Here is a 19,020-nt window from a genome sequence, read left to right as displayed (position 1 = left end):
ACCCCCCAGATGCTCTCTTAGCGGTTTCATCTGTTACGTGTCGGTAATTTGCAAGATAGCGATATGGTGGCTCGCCGCGTCGCACTGCTACCACAAGCCACCTGTGCGACACCGCAATATTTACAGCAGCACGGCACACCTGTGACCACGATAGCAGCCGAACTGTTCTGCTCGGCTGCTACTAGCGATTAAAGTGCTTTCTCGACGGATTGATAGATATCGATATCAAAGTAGCCGTCGGTCAAACCATCATTGAGGTAGACCTCATAACATGCCCCTTCCGCCGGGCGATAACCACTTTGCGGCAGGTGATGATGATACAATTCACCCCATGCTTTGGCGTAATCATCGTCTGTCACGCGGCAGTGATAGACCGCGTACAGACCGCCGGGGATCTGTTGCAGTGTCAGTTGATCACCCAGTTGTGTCGGCAAAATATAGTCATCAGCAACAGACAGGGAAACATCCGCTCGTAATTCAGCCGGAGGATTGGTTTCTGGATTGTCCCAGTAGAGCGCCAGCCACTCTATAGCGGGAAGCTGGTGCTGGGAGTAGAGTGATGAAAGTTGCTTAAAACCTAGCGGGATAGTTTCGTGATAGGGGCCAATGAGCCGGATGCTGACGACTTTTTTCGGCTGTTTTTCTACTATTTTAAATGTCATATCGTTACCTCGACTGAATGATTTCAATAAAGATTAAGTGACCAAAATTACGATTTCGCACAACAACTGTTTATTTATACAGCATAGCGATATTTTATGACATTTATTCGCTTTTAACCTGAATCTGCGAAGAGCTTCGCAAAAATTCATCCGCCTGCTCAAGTTGGAGATGGCTGAAAACTGTAATCCCATGGCGGCGCAATAGTGCCGTAGTGACCCCCTGACCGGCACGCTGGCTGCCATTGAAGTGCCCATCATAGATACGGCTACTGCCACAAGATGGACTACCTTCAGTCAAAATTGCCAATGTGCAATGGTGCTTTTGCGCCAACTCCAATGCCTGATAAGCCCCTTGCAGAAATTCGCGGCTGACGTCATTGCCCCACTGCTCAATCACCCGCGCCTGCCCTTGCAGCACCGCCTCACCGTTACCTTGCTGAATTTCAGCGGGCGGGCGTGGTACTGGCATTCCGGCGGCTAATTCCGGGCAGACGAGAACTAAGCGCCCTTCGTCCTGCCAGCGCTGAATAATGTCATCGCTGACAGGGAGTGCACTGCCGTTATAGCGCACCGGTTTTCCCATCAAGCAGGCGCTGATCAGGATGCGTGCAGGTTTCGATTCCGATTCCACGTGGTTATCAACCTTAATGAATATTATGTGGCAAATAGGAGATGATGATTATGCCGATAATAGCTAATTAATAGCCTCTGGTCATGAACCTAGAGCACATCATTTCTACGCCAAATAGCTATTATCACCCTTTATGCGGGATCATTCAGTGTATTGAGGAGTTGTGGTAACAGCTGTGCCCGGCATCCTAGCGACTAATCGCCGTTTCACCCACCCTGGCCTTATAACTAAACTTTCTGCGTTATGCGATTATCATCACGATAAAAGCAGGTTTTTAACTTGGCACCATGATAGGTCGCTAGTGAAGCCCTATTTCATGCAATAATTATCGGCAAAATGTTTATCGGCCGATGGCAGCGATGTAGCGGAGAGTTATGAACAGATTTTTTATTGATCGGATGGCGACCCCGCAGGGTGAACTGGTACTGATAGCAGACGAAGAGCACCGGCTACGGGCCATTGATTGGAGCGACCATTATGAGCGCCTGCTAAAGTTGCTACACCATCATTACCGCGCGGATAGTTTTACCCTGGTGGAGAAACGCAATCCCGGCGGGCTGAGTGACTGTATGCAGCGCTATTTCGCTGGCGAGTTGAGCATCATTGACGATCTGCCGGTGAAAACCGCCGGTACTGATTTTCAGCGTCAGGTGTGGCAGGAGTTGCGGAAAATACCCTGCGGCGAAACCATTAGCTATGGCGAATTGGCACAAAGAATCAATCGGCCAACCGCTTCGCGCGCCGTCGGCATGGCGAATGGCCTGAATCCTATCTCGATTGTGGTTCCCTGCCATCGGGTGATTGGGCAGCAAGGTGCATTGACCGGTTACGCCGGTGGGGTGGAGCGAAAACGCTGGTTATTAATGCATGAGGGTTATCTTTTAGCATGCTAACCGTTCTTGCACTTATCAGACGCCAGAAAAGATGTTAAAATTGACGCATATCAATATTATTGGGAATACCCTATGATCCCGGAAAAACGCGTAATCCGACGTATTCAGTCTGGTGGTTGTGCAATTCACTGTCAGGATTGCAGTATTAGCCAGCTCTGTATACCGTTTACCTTAAATGAACATGAGCTGGATCAGCTCGACAATATCATTGAAAGGAAAAAACCTATTCAGAAAGGACAGGCGCTGTTTAAAGCAGGTGATGAACTTAAATCCCTGTATGCCATCCGTTCCGGGACCATCAAGAGTTATACCATCACCGAAGAGGGTGACGAGCAGATCACTGGTTTCCATCTGGCGGGCGATTTGGTCGGTTTCGATGCTATCAGTAATTTGCAGCATCCAAGTTTTGCACAGGCGCTGGAAACCTCAATGGTCTGTGAGATCCCGTTTGATACGCTGGATGATTTATCCGGCAAGATGCCCAACCTGCGTCAGCAGATGATGCGCCTGATGAGTGGCGAGATCAAAGGGGATCAAGATATGATTTTGCTGCTGTCGAAAAAGAATGCAGAAGAGCGTCTGGCGGCCTTTATCTATAATCTGTCACGCCGTTTTGCGCAACGTGGTTTCTCTCCGCGTGAGTTCCGCCTCACCATGACACGGGGTGATATCGGCAACTATTTAGGTCTGACGGTTGAGACCATCAGTCGTTTGTTGGGCCGTTTCCAGAAAAGCGAAATTCTGAGTGTGAAAGGTAAATATATCACAATCGAGAATACTGAAGCCTTGGGCAAATTAGCCGGTAACCCAAGAGCAACGCTGTAATATCATCGTAGACCAGATCAATATAATTGATCTGGTTCTCTTTCCCAGCTATCCACTTTCACTTTCATGGTTTACTCTTTAACTAACATACTGTTAATTCACGGTTGTAAGGAGACTCTATGGCAAAGTATCAGAATATTCTGGTTGCTATTGACCCCAATCAGGATGATCAACCGGCATTAAGACGTGCCGTTTACCTTGTGCAGCGCAATGGCGGCACAATTAAAGCATTTTTACCTATTTATGATCTGTCATATGATATGACGACCTTGCTGTCACCTGATGAGCGCACCGCAATGCGTAAAGGGGTTATCAGCCAGCGTTCTGCATGGATAAGCGAGCAGTGTCGGTTCTATATTGATGCCGGTATCCCCATTGAGATCAAAGTGGTGTGGCATAACCGCCCCTATGAAGCCATTATTCAGGAAGTGCTGAAAGCCAAACACGATTTGTTGCTAAAAATGGCCCATCAACATGACCGGCTGGAGTCGATCATCTTCACGCCAACTGACTGGCACTTACTGCGCAAATGTCCATGCCCGGTCTGGATGGTCAAAGATCAGCCCTGGCCGGAGGGTGGCACCGCGCTGGTGGCCGTCAACCTCTCAAGCGAAGACCCACTTCATGACCCGCTCAATCTGCGGTTAGTTAAAGAGACCCTCGAACTCGCCGAGAATGTTAACCAAACTCAAGTGCATTTGATCAGTGCCTATCCGGTTACACCGATTAATATCGCCATTGAGTTGCCTGATTTTGACCCGAGCGTCTATAACGATGCTATTCGTGGTCAACATTTGGTGGCGATGAAAGCCTTGCGCCAGCAGTTTGGTATCGATGAGAAATTCACCCACGTAGAGAAAGGATTACCTGAAGAGGTTATCCCTGATTTGGCTGAGCATTTGCGGGCTGGCGTGGTGGTGCTGGGGACGTTAGGCCGCACCGGATTGTCTGCCGCCTTTATTGGCAACACCACCGAACATGTGATCGACCATCTTAAATGTGATTTGTTGGCCATTAAGCCAGAAGGATTTACCTGCCCGATAGAAGGCCATGAAGATCAGGATGATACCGAGTAGATCCCCTTCCCTACTTCCTCATCATTAAGCTAAAAAAGGGCCACATAATGTGGCCCTGAGGTTATTGACAAAGTGCCGGTTGAGGAGAGAACAGCTAGATCGTAAAGACGCCGTAAATCCCTCCCTGGAGGCTCGAGCCGCGCCATCCCTGGCGCGGACGCTTTACTCTTCTACCCGTCCTCTCCGTTCCAGATCGCGTCATCGGGGTTCGTCAGCAGTCTGAGCGCCACATAATGTGGCCCTTCGTCTGTACTACCCGATCACTACAGTGCGCGTAAAATGGCTTCTACGCTCTCTTTGGCATCGCCAAAGAGCATCTGAGTATTCTCTTTAAAGAACAATGGGTTTTGCACGCCAGCATAGCCGGTGTTCATTGAACGTTTAAAGGCGATCACACTCTGTGCTTTCCACACTTCTAACACTGGCATACCCGCAATTGGGCTGCGCGGATCTTCCAGCGCTGCCGGGTTAACGGTGTCATTAGCACCAATCACCAACACCACATCGGTGCTGGCGAAATCATCATTGATTTCATCCATCTCCAACACCACGTCGTAGGGGACTTTGGCTTCGGCCAATAACACGTTCATATGACCAGGCAAACGACCCGCAACTGGGTGAATACCAAAGCGCACTTTGATGCCACGAGCTTGTAGTTTTGCTGTAATTTCAGCCACCGGATACTGTGCCTGCGCTACCGCCATGCCATAGCCCGGAGTGATGATAACCGAGCTAGCATTTTTCAGCAGCTCAGCCACTTCTTCCGCATTGGTTTCACGGTATTCGCCCATCTCTTCGGCATTACCGGTAGAGGAGCCATCAGTACCGAAGCCACCGGCAATGACGCTGATAAACGAACGGTTCATCGCTTTACACATGATGTACGACAGAATTGCACCAGAAGAACCCACCAGAGCACCGGTGACAATCAACAGATCGTTGCTCAGCATAAAACCTGCCGCCGCCGCGGCCCAACCGGAGTAGGAGTTCAGCATCGACACCACAACTGGCATGTCTGCGCCCCCAATAGAGGCCACCAAGTGCCAGCCAAAGCCCAGCGCAATCACGGTCATCAATAACAACGCGACCACTTGTAGGGCAAGGCTATCGGTTTTGACAAACAGAATCATCAGCAAGAATGAGACAACCAGCGCCACCAGATTCAATTTATGGCGTTGTGGTAGCATCAGCGGCTTGGATGAGATAATCCCGCGTAATTTACCAAAGGCAACAATAGAGCCAGTGAATGTCACCGCACCAATAAAGATACCCAGGAACACTTCGGTCAGATGGATGTTCACCATCACCGCATCCATCACTGCCGTGCCGTGATCCAGATAGCTGTTGAAGCCAACCAGAACTGCCGCCAGACCGACGAAGCTGTGCAGGATCGCCACCAGTTCTGGCATTTCGGTCATTTCGACTTTCTTCGCCAGATAAATACCAATGGCTCCACCAATCACCATGGCAATGATAATCCAGGCCACGTTACCGGAGTCCGGCCCCAGAATGGTCGCGATAAGCGCGATGGCCATCCCTGTCATACCGAAGGTGTTACCTTGTTTGGATGTTTCGTGGCGCGACAGCCCAGCCAAACTGAAAATAAATAAAATCGCAGCAACTATGTACGCAGCTGTAACGAGACCACTAGACATCAGTTACCCCTTCATTCTTATAAGTCATGGTGTTATACCAACTGAGTTTTTATCGAAAAACTAGTTTTTACGGAACATTTTCAGCATACGCTGGGTGACGGTGAAGCCACCAAAAATGTTGATGCTCGCAATTAGCACGGCAATAAAGGATAAGAAACTCACCCAGCCGCCATGACCAATCTGCAACAACGCGCCGACGACGATAATGCCCGAAATGGCGTTAGTCACTGACATCAGTGGGGTATGCAGCGCATGGCTGACATTCCACACCACGTAATAGCCAACCACACACGCCAGCGCAAAGACCGTAAAGTGAGATAAGAACTCTTTCGGGGCCACATTCGCTAACCAGCCAAACAGCACAATCGCCAGCGCCATCATGATATATTTCGGCCATGGTGATGTTGGTTTAGCCTCCTCTTTCACTATTGGCGCAGCTTTGGCTGCCTGAGGCTGTGCTGATACCTGAATCGGCGGTGCAGGCCAGGTCACTTCACCGGTTTTAACCACGGTTACACCGCGAATAACGGTATCTTCGAAATCAATGTCAATCTCGCCATTTTTCTCTTTGCAGAGCAATTTCAGCAAGTTAACCAGGTTGGTTCCATATAGCTGAGATGACTGAGTCGGCAAACGGCTAGGTAAATCAGTATAACCAATGATTTTTACGCCATTCTCGGTGACAGTCACTTTATCGGCGACGGTCAATTCACAGTTGCCCCCGGTCTGCGCGGCCAAATCGACAATCACGCTGCCCGATTTCATTGATGCCACCATCTCTTTGGTGATCAATCGTGGCGCAGGTTTGCCTGGGATCAAGGCGGTGGTGACGATGATGTCCACTTCAGCGGCTTGTGCGGCAAACAGCTCCATTTCAGCTTTGATAAAGGCTTCGGACATCACTTTCGCGTAGCCATCACCACTGCCCGCTTCCTCTTCAAAATCCAGTTCGAGGAATTCAGCGCCCATACTCTGGACTTGCTCTTTAACTTCCGGACGGGTGTCAAAAGCACGAACGATCGCCCCCAAACTCCCGGCTGCACCGATGGCGGCCAACCCCGCTACACCGGCGCCAATAATGACCACTTTTGCCGGTGGCACTTTACCGGCGGCCGTGATTTGCCCGGTGAAGAAGCGGCCAAATTCGTGGGCGGCTTCAACAATGGCGCGGTAACCCGCAATGTTCGCCATGGAACTCAGGGCATCCATCGATTGGGCGCGAGAGATACGCGGCACGGAATCCATCGCCAATACCGTCACCTGGCGCGCTGCCAGTTTTTGCAATAATTCTGGGTTCTGCGCCGGCCAGATAAAGCTGACCAAGGTGCTCCCGGCGCGCATTAGCGCAATTTCGTCCTCAAAGGGCGCATTCACTTTGAGGATAAGGTCGGATTGCCACACATCGGTGGTATCCGTAATGGTGGCACCCGCTTCTTGGTACGCTGCATCGTCAAAACTGGCTAAATGCCCAGCTCCGCTCTCAATCGCCACGGTGAAGCCTAATTTCAGCAATTGTTCCACCGTTTTCGGTGTTGCTGCGACACGGGCTTCATTGGCCAACCGCTCTCTTGGTACACCAATACGCATAATGTTCCCTTTTACCTGTCTTTGATGATAAATAATGTCATCCTGCCTATGTACTGACAAATCTGCTCGGTTATAGCTCCCTATAACCTACTGAAAATGTGACCGATGATCCATATTTGTCTGAGCTTCTGATGCAGTTTTTGCACTAAAACTGGCAGGCGGAAAGAACTCTGTATAATTCACTATAAAAATTATATTTACTAGCGGCATCTCCTGCAACTTTGCGCAAGAGTGACAAGTCTCGCGATAATAAGGCAGCCCAGTAGTGGCGCGGCATCAGGTTAGAAAAATGTAAATAACCCGCACTTATGACGTTAAAGCCACTATTCGTAAAGCTTATCCAGATTCTTAATGTAAAGTACTGATGGCGAAACTTCAGTATTCATACACCCAGTCATATAAATTGCTGAGACACCCGCCATTATTACATGTAATAATCATCCGCTATTCTGTTACACATCAATTGTTCCGCACGTATCAACGTTAATGCGCAAGGCGAAAGGATTTTTTATGAAGCTGAAATACACGATCATCGCGTCGGCATTGCTATCACTCACTGCGCTTTCTGCTGCACATGCGGCAAAAGAACTCGCACCAGAGCAAGCAGCAGCCATTAAGCCATTTGATCGCATTACAATTACTGGCCGATTTAATGCAATCAATGAAGCAGCTGATGCGGTATCCCGCCGTGCTGATAAATTGGGCGCGGACTCTTTCTATATTCAAGATATCAATAGCAACAATAATGGCGGCAACTGGCGTGTAACGGCCGATGTTTATCATAAAGATGCACCGGAAGTGAGCAAAGAAGCCCAGTATCGTGACTTTAACGGGGTGAAAGAGCTACCAAAAGCCGAAGCTTTTGCCTTGCAGCCTTATGACACCGTGTCTGTCAGTGGCTTCTTCCGCAGCCAACCAGATATTAATGATGCCATTTCAAAAGCGGCGAAAGAGAAAGGAGCATACTCTTTCTTCATCGTGCGTCAGGTTGATGCCAATCAGGGCGGCAACCAATTTGTGACCGCTTATATCTATAAGCAAGACGCCGCAAAACGCGCGGTACAAAGCCCAGATGTGATCCCAGCAGATTCAGATGCGGGCCGTGCTGCACTGGCAGCCGGTGGCGCAGCAGCCGCGAATGTTGAAATTCCAGGTGTTGCCTCTTCAGGTACACCAAGTGCTGATGTTGGCCGTTTCTTTGAGACGCAATCATCAACAGGTAAGCGTTACACTGTCACCTTGGCTGATGGTACGCAAATCCAGGAGTTGAGTAATACTACCGCTGCGCAAATGGCCCCCTTTGATTCAATTAGCTTTAGCGGCCACTTTAACAGCATGACCGATGTCTCCCATGAAGTCGCGAAACGCGCCGCAGCCAAAGGTGCGAAGTATTACCATGTGACCCGCCAATGGCAGAACCAAAGTGGTGGCAATCTGAGTGTTAGCGCTGACTTGTTCAAATAATCTTTGCTAGTCACGATAACCGCAATAAGGGCAGCCGCGCGCTGCCCTTTTCTATCTGTATGCCGCGCCCTTTTCACCACTCAACACTGACTGAATACTTTTTTGCCTAAATCGCATATCTAATCATTGCATGATGGCTTATCACTCCGTAAAATCCTCCGAAAATTCTGGCCTATTATCTGTTAAATATTGATTAATCCGCCTCATATAATGCTATTTACAAGCCAGTAACCATTCATTAATACTGTTGAAATCAGGAACCCTAATTGGAAAAAAAACTTGGCCTGACTGCGCTCACGGCGCTAGTCCTCAGCTCAATGCTGGGTGCCGGTGTCTTCAGCCTGCCGCAAAATATGGCTGAAGTGGCCAGTCCGGCGGCATTACTTATTGGCTGGAGTATTACTGGCGTCGGGATTATTTTCCTGGCGTTTGCCATGTTACTGCTAACGCGCCTACGCCCTGATCTGGATGGTGGTATTTTTACCTACGCCAAAGAGGGTTTTGGTGACCTTATCGGCTTCTTTTCCGCATGGGGCTACTGGTTGTGCGCGGTGATTGCAAACGTATCCTATTTAGTGATTGTTTTTGCTGCATTGAGCTTTTTTACCGATAAGTCGGGCACCACTATTTTTGGCGAAGGTAACACCTGGCAGGCGCTACTAGGGGCCTCCTTGCTGCTGTGGTTGGTTCATGCGCTGGTGTTACGTGGCGTGCAAACTGCCGCCAGCATCAATATGGCGGCTACACTGGCAAAACTGCTGCCCATCGGGGGTTTTATTGTTTTGGCCGGCCTGGCCTTCAGCCTCGATACCTTCAGTTTTGATTTCACCGGTATCGCCCTGCACACCCCGGTCTGGCAGCAGGTGAAAGACACCATGTTGATTACCCTGTGGGTCTTTATTGGCGTGGAAGGTGCGGTGGTGGTCTCTGCCAGAGCACGTAACAAGAGAGACGTCGGCCGCGCAACCATGCTGGCGGTTATCTCTGCGCTCTGTGTTTACCTGCTGATTACCCTACTGTCTCTTGGCGTGGTGCCGCGTGCGGAGTTAGCCGGTATGCGCAACCCCTCAATGGCGGGCATTATGGTCGAGATGATCGGCCCCTGGGGAGAGGTGATTATTGCCACCGGGCTGATTATTTCGGTGTGTGGCGCTTATCTTAGCTGGACCATTATGGCGGCTGAAGTGCCAATGGTGGCCGCCAAACATGGCGCATTCCCGAAAATATTCAGTCAGCAGAATCAGCATAATTCGCCGGCAAAATCACTGTGGCTCACCAACTGTGCGGTACAGGTGGCACTGGTTCTGATCTGGCTGACCGGCAGCAACTACAACACCTTGCTGACGATTGCATCAGAAATGATTCTGGTGCCCTATTTTCTCGTCGGCGCTTTCTTATTCAAAGTGGCGTTGCAACGTCAGGACTGGCGTCTGATTCTGGTGGCCAGTGGTGCATGTCTGTATGGATTGTGGCTGATTTATGCCGCCGGATTGCTCTATCTGCTGCTATCCGCGCTGCTCTATGCTCCGGGATTGCTGGTGTTTATTTATGCCCGCAAAGGTCATGATGGGCTTAGACTGCTCAACAAAGTGGAACGGGTGGCGATTGCTCTGGTATTGGTTGCGACCCTTCCCGCGACCTGGTTTATGATGCACTGAGGAATGAAACAGGATGTATAAAGTAGATAGTTGAAATATAGATAGTTAAAATATAGATAGCACAAATGGGCAGACTGAGCGTTATCTGGCAGCCTGATCTGTCCATTTGGCTAGCGAATAGCGACGACTAACTATCTTCTGCGCCAGCGAGATCCACAGATAGACATTCGCCCTGCTGAGTTAACCCCATGGTAGGTGGGAATTTTTGCTTAATCATGCCAAGCTGCGTCGTTTCCAAAGGATAAGGCAGTTGGATATCCAACCGGGTTATCCCTTGCTGTTCTGCTAACCGAATCAAGCGGATAATATTGGTTTCGTCACTGAGCTGGGTGGAGAGCACCTGTAGCGCCAAAGCCGTCAGTCGCTCCTGTGGCGTCTTCTCTAATTCTGCCTTCGACTTGACCACCATCCCAAAAATCGGCATCACACCATAAATTGCATCAATGAAACCCCAGCGTTTTTTGCATGACGCTGCCAGAAAATCCGTGTAATCGAAGCAAATTTTTTCACTCTGCGCTGACGCGCCGGTGCTTTCGCCACTCATCCCTCAGTCCTTAGCTGAACGGTACAGCTATTCATTACTCATAGATATTGATATAAACGATGGGCGTAGCTAAATAGAGATGACGATAAAATCACTTTTATTAATATAATGAAATGATTCGCCTGTTGTCTAGCAATCCGTCGTCCGCATTAATCACAAATTGAATAAATTACGTGCATAGTATTGCGGCTAACCACGCGCTATGCTGAATGCCGACCACTCTTATAAACTGAAAAACATGACCAGAATAGTTTTTGTCGAAGACGACCCGGAGGTCGGAAAACTGATTGCTGCTTATCTTGGCAAGCATGACATTGATGTGTTTGTCGAGCCTCGCGGCGATACTGCACAAGCGGTCATTGAGCATCAACAACCTGATTTGGTGCTACTCGATATCATGTTGCCCGGCAAAGATGGCATGACACTTTGCCGTGATCTGCGGCCCCATTATGATGGCCCGATAGTATTACTGACCTCACTCGACAGTGATATGAACCATATCCTCTCCCTTGAGATGGGCGCTAATGACTATATTCTGAAAACCACGCCGCCCGCCGTGCTGCTAGCGCGATTACGTCTACACCTGCGTCAGCACCATCAGCAGCAGTCGAAAGAGACGATTAGCCCACCGTTGACCGGCCATAATGCTATTCATTTTGGCTTACTTTGCATTGATCCGGTGAATCGGCAAGTCAATCTTAGTGACGAAGAGATCACCCTGTCGACCTCTGATTTTGATTTGTTATGGGAACTGGCCACCCATGCCGGCATCATTATGGATCGTGAAGCGCTGCTGAAAAATTTACGTGGTGTCAGTTATGACGGCATGGATCGCAGTATTGATGTGGCTATCTCACGTTTGCGCCGCAAACTCTATGACAACGCCCTGGAGCCTTTCCGGATAAAAACCGTGCGCAACAAAGGCTATCTGTTCGCCCCCAATGCCTGGGCGTCGGTGCAGCAATGAGAAAGCTATTTATTCAGTTCTTTTTACTGCTATTCGTCTGCTTTATGGTGATGGCAATGCTGGTCGGGCTGGTCTACAAAGTCACAGCGGAACGCGCCGGTCGCCAGTCATTGGATGATTTGATGAAAAGCTCACTGTCATTGATGCGCAGTGAGCTGCGGGAGATCCCGCTAAAGGATTGGAATAAGACCATCGCCACACTGGATTTAAATCTCTCTTTTCAATTGCATATCGAGCCTCTTGATAAGCGGGATCTGGGTGAGCGATTAAATAAGCGTCTGCGTGCGGGTGAGATTATTGCTCTGGATGATGAATATACCTTCCTGCAACGCATTCCCCGTAGCCATTATGTCCTCGCCGTTGGCCCGGTGCCCTATCTGTTCTATCTGCATCAAATGCGGCTGTTGGATTTAGCCCTGCTTATCCTGATTGGCTTGTCATTAGCGCTGCCGGTCTTTCTTTGGATGCGACCCCACTGGAAAGATTTGCTTAAATTGGAGAACGCAGCCCAGCGGTTAGGGGCGGGTTATCTTGACGAACGAACTCACTTTGACCCGACATCCAGTTTAAGCCGCCTGGGGCTAGCCTTTAACCAAATGGCCGATAACATCAGCAAATTGATTGTCAGCAAAAAAATGCTGATTGATGGCATTGCCCATGAACTGCGCACCCCACTGGTACGTTTACGTTATCGTTTAGCGATGAGCGATAACCTGACGGAGAGTGAACAACAGGCGTTAAATCATGATATTGGTCAGTTGGAAGCCCTGATTGATGAGCTGTTAACCTATGCTCGTCTGGATCGTCCGCAAGTCTCCCTTAATCTGGAACCAATAGATCTCCCCAAGTGGTTAACGGCAAAAGTGCTGGATATGCGCATGATCCATCGTGAACGCGAGATAGAACTTGATATCCCTCATCGCGGCGATTTTGGCGATGTTGACCTGCGTTTGATGGAGCGCGTATTGGATAATCTGGTCAATAATGCGCTACGTTACTCAACTAAGCGGCTGCGCGTGGGGCTGTGGTTTGATGGCGACAACGCCTGCTTGCAAGTGGAAGATGACGGGCCGGGTATTCCACTGGAAGAGCGTGCCCGGGTCTTTGAGCCTTTTGTTCGCCTCGACCCAAGCCGGGATCGGGCAACCGGCGGTTGTGGGTTAGGGTTGGCCATTGTTCACTCCATCGCACTGGCGTATCAAGGGAGTATCTCCGTCGATGCCAGTTCACTGGGGGGCGCGAGCTTCCGCTTTTGCTGGCCGGTCAAAACCCGCCCGCCGCTGCACGTTGAGCAAAATGAATAAAACGATAGCTGTAATAAAACGATAACTGTAATAAAGCGATCTACCCTAATAAAACGATCAACCTAGCAAAAAGATCAACCTAATAAAACAAGTCGCCTATCCGATTGATGGAGTTTTCTATGACCACTGCTTATCAGCACCTGCGTGCGACCTTCACTCGTCTTTCCCGCTTTGAACATCTCTCCGCCATTGCCGGATGGGATATGCAGACCATGATGCCGCCGAAAGGGAGTCTTGCTCGCTCCGAAGCCATGGCGGAGTTAAATGTGCTGCAACACCAGATTCTAACCACCAAGCAGGTTGGTGAATGGTTGAAGCAAGCAGACCATGAAGCGCTCAATGATATTGAGCAGGCGAATTTGCGCGAAATGCGTCGCCATTACCACAATGCTGTCCTGCTACCGGAATCACTGGTGGAGGCAAAATCATTGGCCGGAGCCAAATGTGAACATGCATGGCGCCAGCAACGTATCGCCAATGACTGGGGTGGTTTTGCAGAAAATCTGCGTGAAGTAGTCAAACTGAGTCGCGAAGAGGCCTCAATTCGTGGCCAGGCGGCCGGAACATCCGGTTATGACGCCTTGCTGAATTTGTATGAACCGGGGACGAACAGCGCCGATCTTGAGCGTATATTCGGTGATCTTAAACAATGGTTACCGGCGCTATTGCAAAAAGTGACCGCCAAACAAGCCAATGAACCCTGCTTGATACCGCAGGGGCCATTTGACCTGCAAAAACAGCGGCAACTGGGGCTGAGTGTGATGAAAGTGCTGGGTTTTGACTTTGATGGCGGGCGGGTTGATGTCAGCGTCCACCCATTTTGCGGTGGTGTACCCCAAGATGTTCGCATCACCACCCGTTATAATGAGCCAGAGTTCCTCAGCGCATTGATGGGGATTGTCCATGAAACAGGTCATGCCCGTTACGAGCAAAATTTGCCACGTGAATGGTTGGGCCAGCCAATCTCCCATGCCCGTTCAACCGCGATCCACGAATCTCAAAGTTTACTGTTTGAGATGCAATTAGCGCGCAGTAACGAGTTCCTGCAACTGATTCGCCCACTGGTGATAGAGCAATTTGGTGAGCAACCCGCTTTAGCTGAGCAAAACTTCATTGCTTTGAACCAGCGCGTCAAAACTGGCTTTATCCGCGTTGATGCCGATGAAGTGAGCTACCCTGCCCATGTCATCTTGCGCTATGAAATTGAAAAAGCGCTGATCAGTGGTGAAATCGAAGTCGATGATATTCCTGCGCTGTGGAGTGAGAAGATGCAGCAATACCTCGGGATTAATACCGACGGTAACTATCGTAATGGTTGTATGCAAGATATTCACTGGACCGATGGTGCTTTTGGCTACTTCCCAACTTATACCTTGGGTGCAATGTATGCCGCACAACTATTCCAAACCGCCCGTGACGCCATCCCTGGATTGGATCAGAGTATTGCCAATGGCGATATCAGCACCCTGTTCAACTGGTTGCAACAGAATATCTGGCAACATGGTAGCCGTTACCCAACAGCAGAATTGATCACTAAAGCCACTGGCGAGCCACTTAACCCACGATTTTTCCGCCAACATTTAGAGCGTCGCTACTTATAATCGACCAACTCAAACGCTCGCTCGCCCGACCTTTGCCTAAAGGCCGGGTGTTCCTCCTCTGCAAAACATAAATTCACCTTACTAGCCAACCACTATTTTGTTGCATGAGAGTGCCTATTTATTAAGAAAACCACACTGTATGTTGTAACTAAAACAGCTGAAAAATGGACTGCTTGTTGTGGTTTTGCCTCCTGTACAATCGGTTACAAGCCGAAACCAATGACTCACGGAAGCGATTAATGATTTCCTCTACTCTTCTTTCAACGACCCAACCGGGCCGATAGACAAATATCATCCCCGATAGCTAGCATCATCCGGGGCGCAGATGCTCTACTCCTCTGCCTATTCTTGCCGGTCAAGATCGCATCATCGGGGCTTGTCAGCAGTCTGACATCCGTTTTACCGGGTGTTTTTTATCAGGAGTGCTGATCATGCTGCGCCGTTATTTATTCGAAATCACTTTGGCGACATTAGTTATATGCGGGCTGGTCGCACTGTTTTTTTATTTATAGTAAAACGGCCCGGCCCGTTCTAAAATTATCGAAAAATCAATTACTGACAACACACAGCTACGCTAATTATGTCTATAGTTAGCGGTAGCAGTAACTTGCGATGCCCGCTTAATCAGCAGCGTATCAGCTGTGGTAATGGATACCCCCCTTAGGAATAGAGGCAGGCTAATAATTTATGCGTTTATCTTCGTTGCTACTGTTGAGCTTATTACCTCTCTCTACCTCTGTAGCTTTAGCCCTGCCGCCAGCGGATAAGTCAGATAGTGACCACACTATTGCCGAGCAAACCACCCTGTTCTTCGGCAAAGATGAGCGCACCGCCATAACCCGTAGTTCTCAATGGCCATGGCAAGCCATTGGACAGATCGAAACAGCCAGTGGCAACCTGTGTACCGCAACATTAATCTCCCCTCACCTGGCACTCACCGCAGGCCATTGTGTTCTGGCCCCGCCGGGTAAGCTGGACCCCGCGATTGCCTTGCGATTTATCTCCAGTAATGGCCAGTGGAAGTATCAAATAACTAAACTGGAAACCCTGGTTGATACTAAATTGGGGAAAAAACTCAAGCCTGATGGTGACGGCTGGATTGTCCCCCCGGCGGCGGCAGCCTATGATTTTGCACTCATTCGGTTAACCAACAAGAAGTCGGTTCCAATTAAGCCATTACCCCTATGGAGTGGAACCGCCAATGAACTGACACAAGCGCTTAAGCAAGTGAACCGCAAAATAACTCAGGCCGGTTACCCCCTCGATCATCTGGAAACGCTCTATAGTCATGAAGATTGTCTGATCACCGGTTGGGCGCAGCAAGGTGTGCTTTCACATCAATGCGATACATTGCCCGGTGACAGCGGCTCGCCACTGATATTAAAAAACGGCGAAGATTGGTCTTTGATTGCAATTCAAAGTTCTGCCCCCGCCGCTAAAGATCGCTACCTTGCCGATAATCGGGCATTGGCAGTCACGGCCATTAAGGGGCGGTTAAAAACAATAATTGATAAGGCAACCAAGAGAGGTAATTAATAGTGCTGGGAATTGACTAAAAAATTGATGCTCTGGTTATTATCTTTTACTGACAGGCTAAGGTTCTTCGCCCGTCAGAGCGGCATTACCAAGCCCTTTGTGAGGCGCTACAGGGCTTGATGACTTAGATTAACTTAATTATTAATAATATAATTACTCACTCTTTTCCTCATTCAAAATATAATAAGAAACAGGTGTTCTTTCTATTTCAATCGCCTTGGCTGTTGATATTTTTTTCTCTATGGCAACATTAGCATCAATCAACTTATGGCTATCTTCGCTAAAAAGAATTTTGCTTAGATCCTCGTCGTTATAGGAGGTGCATTGTTTATAAATGTTTTTAAATACATTATTAGAGCTATCAACATATTGTTTTATTTGATCGATATGATTTGGCTGCAGATAGCCTTTTCTAGTATCGTTACTCGCTGAGGCCGGATGAAGTAAAAAGCTAGACAATGGCATAGCCAACCTCTCTTTGGCCGCGCAGTAAAACATTGTTGCTGCAGAGGCGACCATTGCTGAATTTATTGTTGTTATTGGCGCACGTGAGCTTCTTACCGCTTCATAAGCCATGTAGCCGCTATCCATATCGCCTCCATTGCTATTAATATAGAGATACAGATGTTTCAAAGTAGGGTAATTAGCATTTATCTCATCAATAGATGAAATTAACTCAGTAACGCTTTTTTCCGTGACATCGCCGATGTAATAAATCTTTGCAGCCGCAACAACCTCTTTTCCTGCACTTTTGTTTTTTACTACGGAGACAGTCGCTAACGATGATGCAGAAAATGTTAGTACGCAAAAAGTAATTATTTTCTTCATGTTGATTTATCCCAAAAAAAATCAATCATACTTACTCTTGCTAAAAATATAATAAAAATATTATTCTTATTTATTGTTTGTTTATAAATATCACTATTAAAAATAGCTGGATTCTAAAATTCTGACAAATAGCGCCACCCATGCAGAACAATAGATTACCGCAAGGGATTATGTTTTCAAATGCGAGTCCTTGCACTTACTCATGAATAACTCCTCCCCCGTAAAGATTAAATATCTTTTCATGCTTACATGCCCCATTCAAGAACACTATCGAGTGGAAGTCAGCACTATTTTTTTCTACAAACGACTCCATCAGCATAGCGTTTGTTAGAAAAATGCTCGCTTGATCTATTCCATATTGATGTAGCTCTCTGTTAATAATGTCTGGTTGACATAAAGTATCAACACCTCCCATATACCCCTTGATATGAGCAACTGGAAATATTTGAGATAAGCGAAATGCAAGAGCATTTTCTCCACCATAAGCTGAGAAGCAACAAGCCAGCCTTATGTAATTATATTGGTTTATATTTACAATTCGTTGCCTGATAAAAATCAAAAGTTGGTGTGCATTGAGTCGATTACCATTAATAATGATACAGCCATCCCTTGTCCCATGAGCCGAAATATTGAGCCGATTTGTAAATGCCGGTTGTTCTAACTGTTTGTTGTAAAAGTTGTCTTGGAATATATAACCATCGTCAAATACATCTAGTATTATAGCCATTAGATTAAGTACTCATCAAAAAATATACTGTATTTTAATTAGTAGGTTACGTCGTGACCGCCAAAACTCATAGAACTCAAGTTTCACCACGATAATTTATTTATTATTGTAAATAGCGAAGCTATCAAGTCATGGTTATACCTTGAAGTCTAGTTGCAGAGTGGCCCTATTCGCTAAATTATCATCAGCTATAACCAAACAATGGCTACCAATGACTTTCATAATAATTAAAGATATGTGTAATGAAAGAGTACTTTTTAAATTATTTGTAGCAACAATGTCATGGTTTTTTAAAATAACATTATTGACCTGACTTTGTGATCTTATTTCTATAATGCCGCTTTTATTAATATTAAATACATTACTGCAATTGCTCCTATGCAGAGAAGCCATACTGATATCCCATCGACATCCACTGCTATCCTCCCAATATGGGATTGACTCAAATATATCAACAAAAACACCTTGATGTAAAAATGCAGAGATAGAATCCACATAATCATGTGTCCATTGTTCTCCACCGTGATTAATGAAGTTTTGGTAACTGCTCTCAAAGTCCCCTGGAGTGCTAACCCTATAGTCATCTATATAATAATCCATCCGCGACAAATCAGCTTGCATAGAACCACTCATCAAACCTCGAGTGTCTATTGATGTCTCATTGACAATAAGATTATTAATTGCTATTGAAAATTTTTGCGCAAACCCTTTATCCAAAATGGCTGTGAGAGTCTTACTACCGAAGTAATCAGGAGAGTTAATCCCGTTATTTTGTGTATTAGTCGATGATATTTTTTTGGAGAAAAACATTATAACTGTTCCTTTTTAACCCTGTCCATTAAACGATTTCCGGGTAACACACAATGTTGTGTACTAAATAAGCGAAGATCGTAATCTTCTTTACCAGTCAGTGTTAATATTCTTTAAAGGAGTAAAGGTAACCTAATACATTTAAGTAGTTGCATGATGATACCTTGGGCATATACTAACGTTGTTTGGAATTGTTTTTATGCAGCATGGTGATGTTGTTTGTCAACTTTTTATTATTTCTGCACTAATTTA

18 protein-coding genes are annotated in these 19,020 nt (G+C 47.5%); 10 read left to right on the top strand and 8 right to left on the bottom strand.

Annotation, left to right across the window (positions count from 1 at the left end; all coding sequences use genetic code 11):
* Window positions 1–63 precede the first annotated feature (63 nt).
* Complete coding sequence (locus tag FFE93_RS21710; RefSeq protein ID WP_257210076.1) at window positions 64–192, top strand: hypothetical protein; 129 nt, start codon at window positions 64–66, stop codon at window positions 190–192.
* On the opposite strand, the gene sbmC is transcribed toward FFE93_RS21710, so the two are convergent.
* The gene (sbmC, locus tag FFE93_RS10105; protein WP_138775091.1) at window positions 189–662 is read right to left on the bottom strand and encodes a DNA gyrase inhibitor SbmC; all 474 of its coding nucleotides are present in this window, start codon (window positions 660–662) and stop codon (window positions 189–191) included. The genes FFE93_RS21710 and sbmC overlap by 4 nt on opposite strands.
* 103 nt (window positions 663–765) lie before the next feature.
* A complete protein-coding gene (locus FFE93_RS10100) occupies window positions 766–1,245 on the bottom strand; it encodes a DUF523 domain-containing protein (protein WP_005276681.1) in 480 nt (159 codons plus the stop codon).
* A 422-nt stretch (window positions 1,246–1,667) separates the two neighbouring features.
* Between FFE93_RS10100 and ogt the strand changes: the two genes are divergently transcribed.
* The 3 genes from ogt (at window position 1,668) to uspE (ending at window position 4,087) form a co-directional block, all read left to right on the top strand.
* On the top strand, window positions 1,668–2,186 hold the full coding sequence (ogt, locus tag FFE93_RS10095) for a methylated-DNA--[protein]-cysteine S-methyltransferase (RefSeq protein WP_138775090.1): 519 nt from the start codon (window positions 1,668–1,670) through the stop codon (window positions 2,184–2,186).
* A gap of 72 nt (window positions 2,187–2,258) precedes the next feature.
* Window positions 2,259–3,011, top strand: coding sequence for an FNR family transcription factor (locus FFE93_RS10090; RefSeq protein ID WP_005276679.1), 753 nt, complete (start codon window positions 2,259–2,261; stop codon window positions 3,009–3,011).
* Window positions 3,012–3,130: 119 nt separating this feature from the next.
* Window positions 3,131–4,087 (top strand): universal stress protein UspE, encoded by a 957-nt coding sequence (uspE, locus tag FFE93_RS10085; RefSeq protein ID WP_005276678.1) that lies wholly within the window; start codon window positions 3,131–3,133, stop codon window positions 4,085–4,087.
* Window positions 4,088–4,350: 263 nt separating this feature from the next.
* Here uspE and pntB read toward each other — a convergent pair whose 3' ends face one another.
* Entirely contained in the window at window positions 4,351–5,742 is a 1,392-nt protein-coding gene (gene pntB, locus FFE93_RS10080) for a Re/Si-specific NAD(P)(+) transhydrogenase subunit beta (protein WP_032896263.1), read from the bottom strand.
* Between the two features lie 60 nt (window positions 5,743–5,802).
* Window positions 5,803–7,329: a Re/Si-specific NAD(P)(+) transhydrogenase subunit alpha gene (gene pntA, locus FFE93_RS10075; protein ID WP_005270541.1), complete on the bottom strand. Its 1,527-nt coding sequence runs from the start codon at window positions 7,327–7,329 to the stop codon at window positions 5,803–5,805.
* 510 nt (window positions 7,330–7,839) lie between these two features.
* Between pntA and ydgH the strand changes: the two genes are divergently transcribed.
* Both ydgH and FFE93_RS10065 read left to right on the top strand, forming a co-directional pair.
* The gene (gene ydgH, locus FFE93_RS10070) at window positions 7,840–8,793 is read left to right on the top strand and encodes a DUF1471 family protein YdgH (protein ID WP_032896257.1); all 954 of its coding nucleotides are present in this window, start codon (window positions 7,840–7,842) and stop codon (window positions 8,791–8,793) included.
* A 266-nt stretch (window positions 8,794–9,059) separates the two neighbouring features.
* Window positions 9,060–10,451 carry an amino acid permease gene (locus tag FFE93_RS10065; protein WP_005270537.1) on the top strand — a complete coding sequence of 464 codons (1,392 nt, stop codon included), beginning with the start codon at window positions 9,060–9,062 and terminating at the stop codon, window positions 10,449–10,451.
* A gap of 127 nt (window positions 10,452–10,578) precedes the next feature.
* On the opposite strand, the gene FFE93_RS10060 is transcribed toward FFE93_RS10065, so the two are convergent.
* On the bottom strand, window positions 10,579–10,995 hold the full coding sequence (locus FFE93_RS10060) for a hypothetical protein (protein ID WP_138775089.1): 417 nt from the start codon (window positions 10,993–10,995) through the stop codon (window positions 10,579–10,581).
* Between the two features lie 238 nt (window positions 10,996–11,233).
* Here FFE93_RS10060 and rstA point away from each other — a divergent pair, with 238 nt between their 5' ends.
* The 4 genes from rstA (at window position 11,234) to FFE93_RS10040 (ending at window position 16,403) form a co-directional block, all read left to right on the top strand.
* Window positions 11,234–11,962, top strand: a complete 729-nt coding sequence (gene rstA, locus FFE93_RS10055; protein ID WP_049600547.1) for a two-component system response regulator RstA — start codon at window positions 11,234–11,236, stop codon at window positions 11,960–11,962.
* Window positions 11,959–13,266: a two-component system sensor histidine kinase RstB gene (gene rstB / locus FFE93_RS10050; protein ID WP_054872028.1), complete on the top strand. Its 1,308-nt coding sequence runs from the start codon at window positions 11,959–11,961 to the stop codon at window positions 13,264–13,266. Before rstA ends, rstB begins: the two co-directional genes overlap by 4 nt.
* A 119-nt stretch (window positions 13,267–13,385) precedes the next feature.
* Entirely contained in the window at window positions 13,386–14,867 is a 1,482-nt protein-coding gene (locus FFE93_RS10045) for a carboxypeptidase M32 (protein WP_186367704.1), read from the top strand.
* 687 nt (window positions 14,868–15,554) lie between these two features.
* On the top strand, window positions 15,555–16,403 hold the full coding sequence (locus FFE93_RS10040) for a trypsin-like serine peptidase (protein WP_057646694.1): 849 nt from the start codon (window positions 15,555–15,557) through the stop codon (window positions 16,401–16,403).
* A gap of 153 nt (window positions 16,404–16,556) precedes the next feature.
* Here the strand turns inward: FFE93_RS10040 and FFE93_RS10035 are convergent, their stop codons facing one another.
* The 3 genes from FFE93_RS10035 to FFE93_RS10025 form a co-directional block, all read right to left on the bottom strand.
* Entirely contained in the window at window positions 16,557–17,231 is a 675-nt protein-coding gene (locus FFE93_RS10035) for an ATP-dependent Clp protease proteolytic subunit (protein ID WP_005270527.1), read from the bottom strand.
* A 196-nt stretch (window positions 17,232–17,427) separates the two neighbouring features.
* Window positions 17,428–17,958 carry a hypothetical protein gene (locus FFE93_RS10030; protein WP_032896253.1) on the bottom strand — a complete coding sequence of 177 codons (531 nt, stop codon included), beginning with the start codon at window positions 17,956–17,958 and terminating at the stop codon, window positions 17,428–17,430.
* Between the two features lie 135 nt (window positions 17,959–18,093).
* Window positions 18,094–18,768, bottom strand: coding sequence for a hypothetical protein (locus FFE93_RS10025; protein WP_138775088.1), 675 nt, complete (start codon window positions 18,766–18,768; stop codon window positions 18,094–18,096).
* Between the last annotated feature and the right edge of the window lie 252 nt (window positions 18,769–19,020).

Origin of the sequence: Yersinia sp. KBS0713, from assembly GCF_005937895.2 — a bacterium.
In the GTDB taxonomy this organism is placed as follows: domain Bacteria; phylum Pseudomonadota; class Gammaproteobacteria; order Enterobacterales; family Enterobacteriaceae; genus Yersinia; species Yersinia bercovieri.
The sequence above is the reverse complement of the archived record's forward strand: the minus strand, read 5'-3'. Positions and strand labels throughout refer to the sequence as shown.

Excerpts from the sequence above, each read along its gene's own strand:
- rstB (WP_054872028.1), top strand. The coding sequence starts at position 11,959 with ATGAGAAAGCTATTTATTCAGTTCTTTTTACTGCTATTCGTCTGCTTT.
- rstA (WP_049600547.1), top strand. The coding sequence starts at position 11,234 with ATGACCAGAATAGTTTTTGTCGAAGACGACCCGGAGGTCGGAAAACTG.
- ydgH (WP_032896257.1), top strand. The coding sequence starts at position 7,840 with ATGAAGCTGAAATACACGATCATCGCGTCGGCATTGCTATCACTCACT.
- pntB (WP_032896263.1), bottom strand. The coding sequence starts at position 5,742 with ATGTCTAGTGGTCTCGTTACAGCTGCGTACATAGTTGCTGCGATTTTA.
- FFE93_RS10025 (WP_138775088.1), bottom strand. The coding sequence starts at position 18,768 with ATGTTTTTCTCCAAAAAAATATCATCGACTAATACACAAAATAACGGG.
- FFE93_RS10090 (WP_005276679.1), top strand. The coding sequence starts at position 2,259 with ATGATCCCGGAAAAACGCGTAATCCGACGTATTCAGTCTGGTGGTTGT.
- FFE93_RS10040 (WP_057646694.1), top strand. The coding sequence starts at position 15,555 with ATGCGTTTATCTTCGTTGCTACTGTTGAGCTTATTACCTCTCTCTACC.
- ogt (WP_138775090.1), top strand. The coding sequence starts at position 1,668 with ATGAACAGATTTTTTATTGATCGGATGGCGACCCCGCAGGGTGAACTG.
- FFE93_RS10035 (WP_005270527.1), bottom strand. The coding sequence starts at position 17,231 with ATGAAGAAAATAATTACTTTTTGCGTACTAACATTTTCTGCATCATCG.
- FFE93_RS10030 (WP_032896253.1), bottom strand. The coding sequence starts at position 17,958 with ATGGCTATAATACTAGATGTATTTGACGATGGTTATATATTCCAAGAC.
- FFE93_RS10060 (WP_138775089.1), bottom strand. The coding sequence starts at position 10,995 with ATGAGTGGCGAAAGCACCGGCGCGTCAGCGCAGAGTGAAAAAATTTGC.
- FFE93_RS10045 (WP_186367704.1), top strand. The coding sequence starts at position 13,386 with ATGACCACTGCTTATCAGCACCTGCGTGCGACCTTCACTCGTCTTTCC.
- sbmC (WP_138775091.1), bottom strand. The coding sequence starts at position 662 with ATGACATTTAAAATAGTAGAAAAACAGCCGAAAAAAGTCGTCAGCATC.
- uspE (WP_005276678.1), top strand. The coding sequence starts at position 3,131 with ATGGCAAAGTATCAGAATATTCTGGTTGCTATTGACCCCAATCAGGAT.
- FFE93_RS10100 (WP_005276681.1), bottom strand. The coding sequence starts at position 1,245 with ATGGGAAAACCGGTGCGCTATAACGGCAGTGCACTCCCTGTCAGCGAT.
- pntA (WP_005270541.1), bottom strand. The coding sequence starts at position 7,329 with ATGCGTATTGGTGTACCAAGAGAGCGGTTGGCCAATGAAGCCCGTGTC.
- FFE93_RS21710 (WP_257210076.1), top strand. The coding sequence starts at position 64 with ATGGTGGCTCGCCGCGTCGCACTGCTACCACAAGCCACCTGTGCGACA.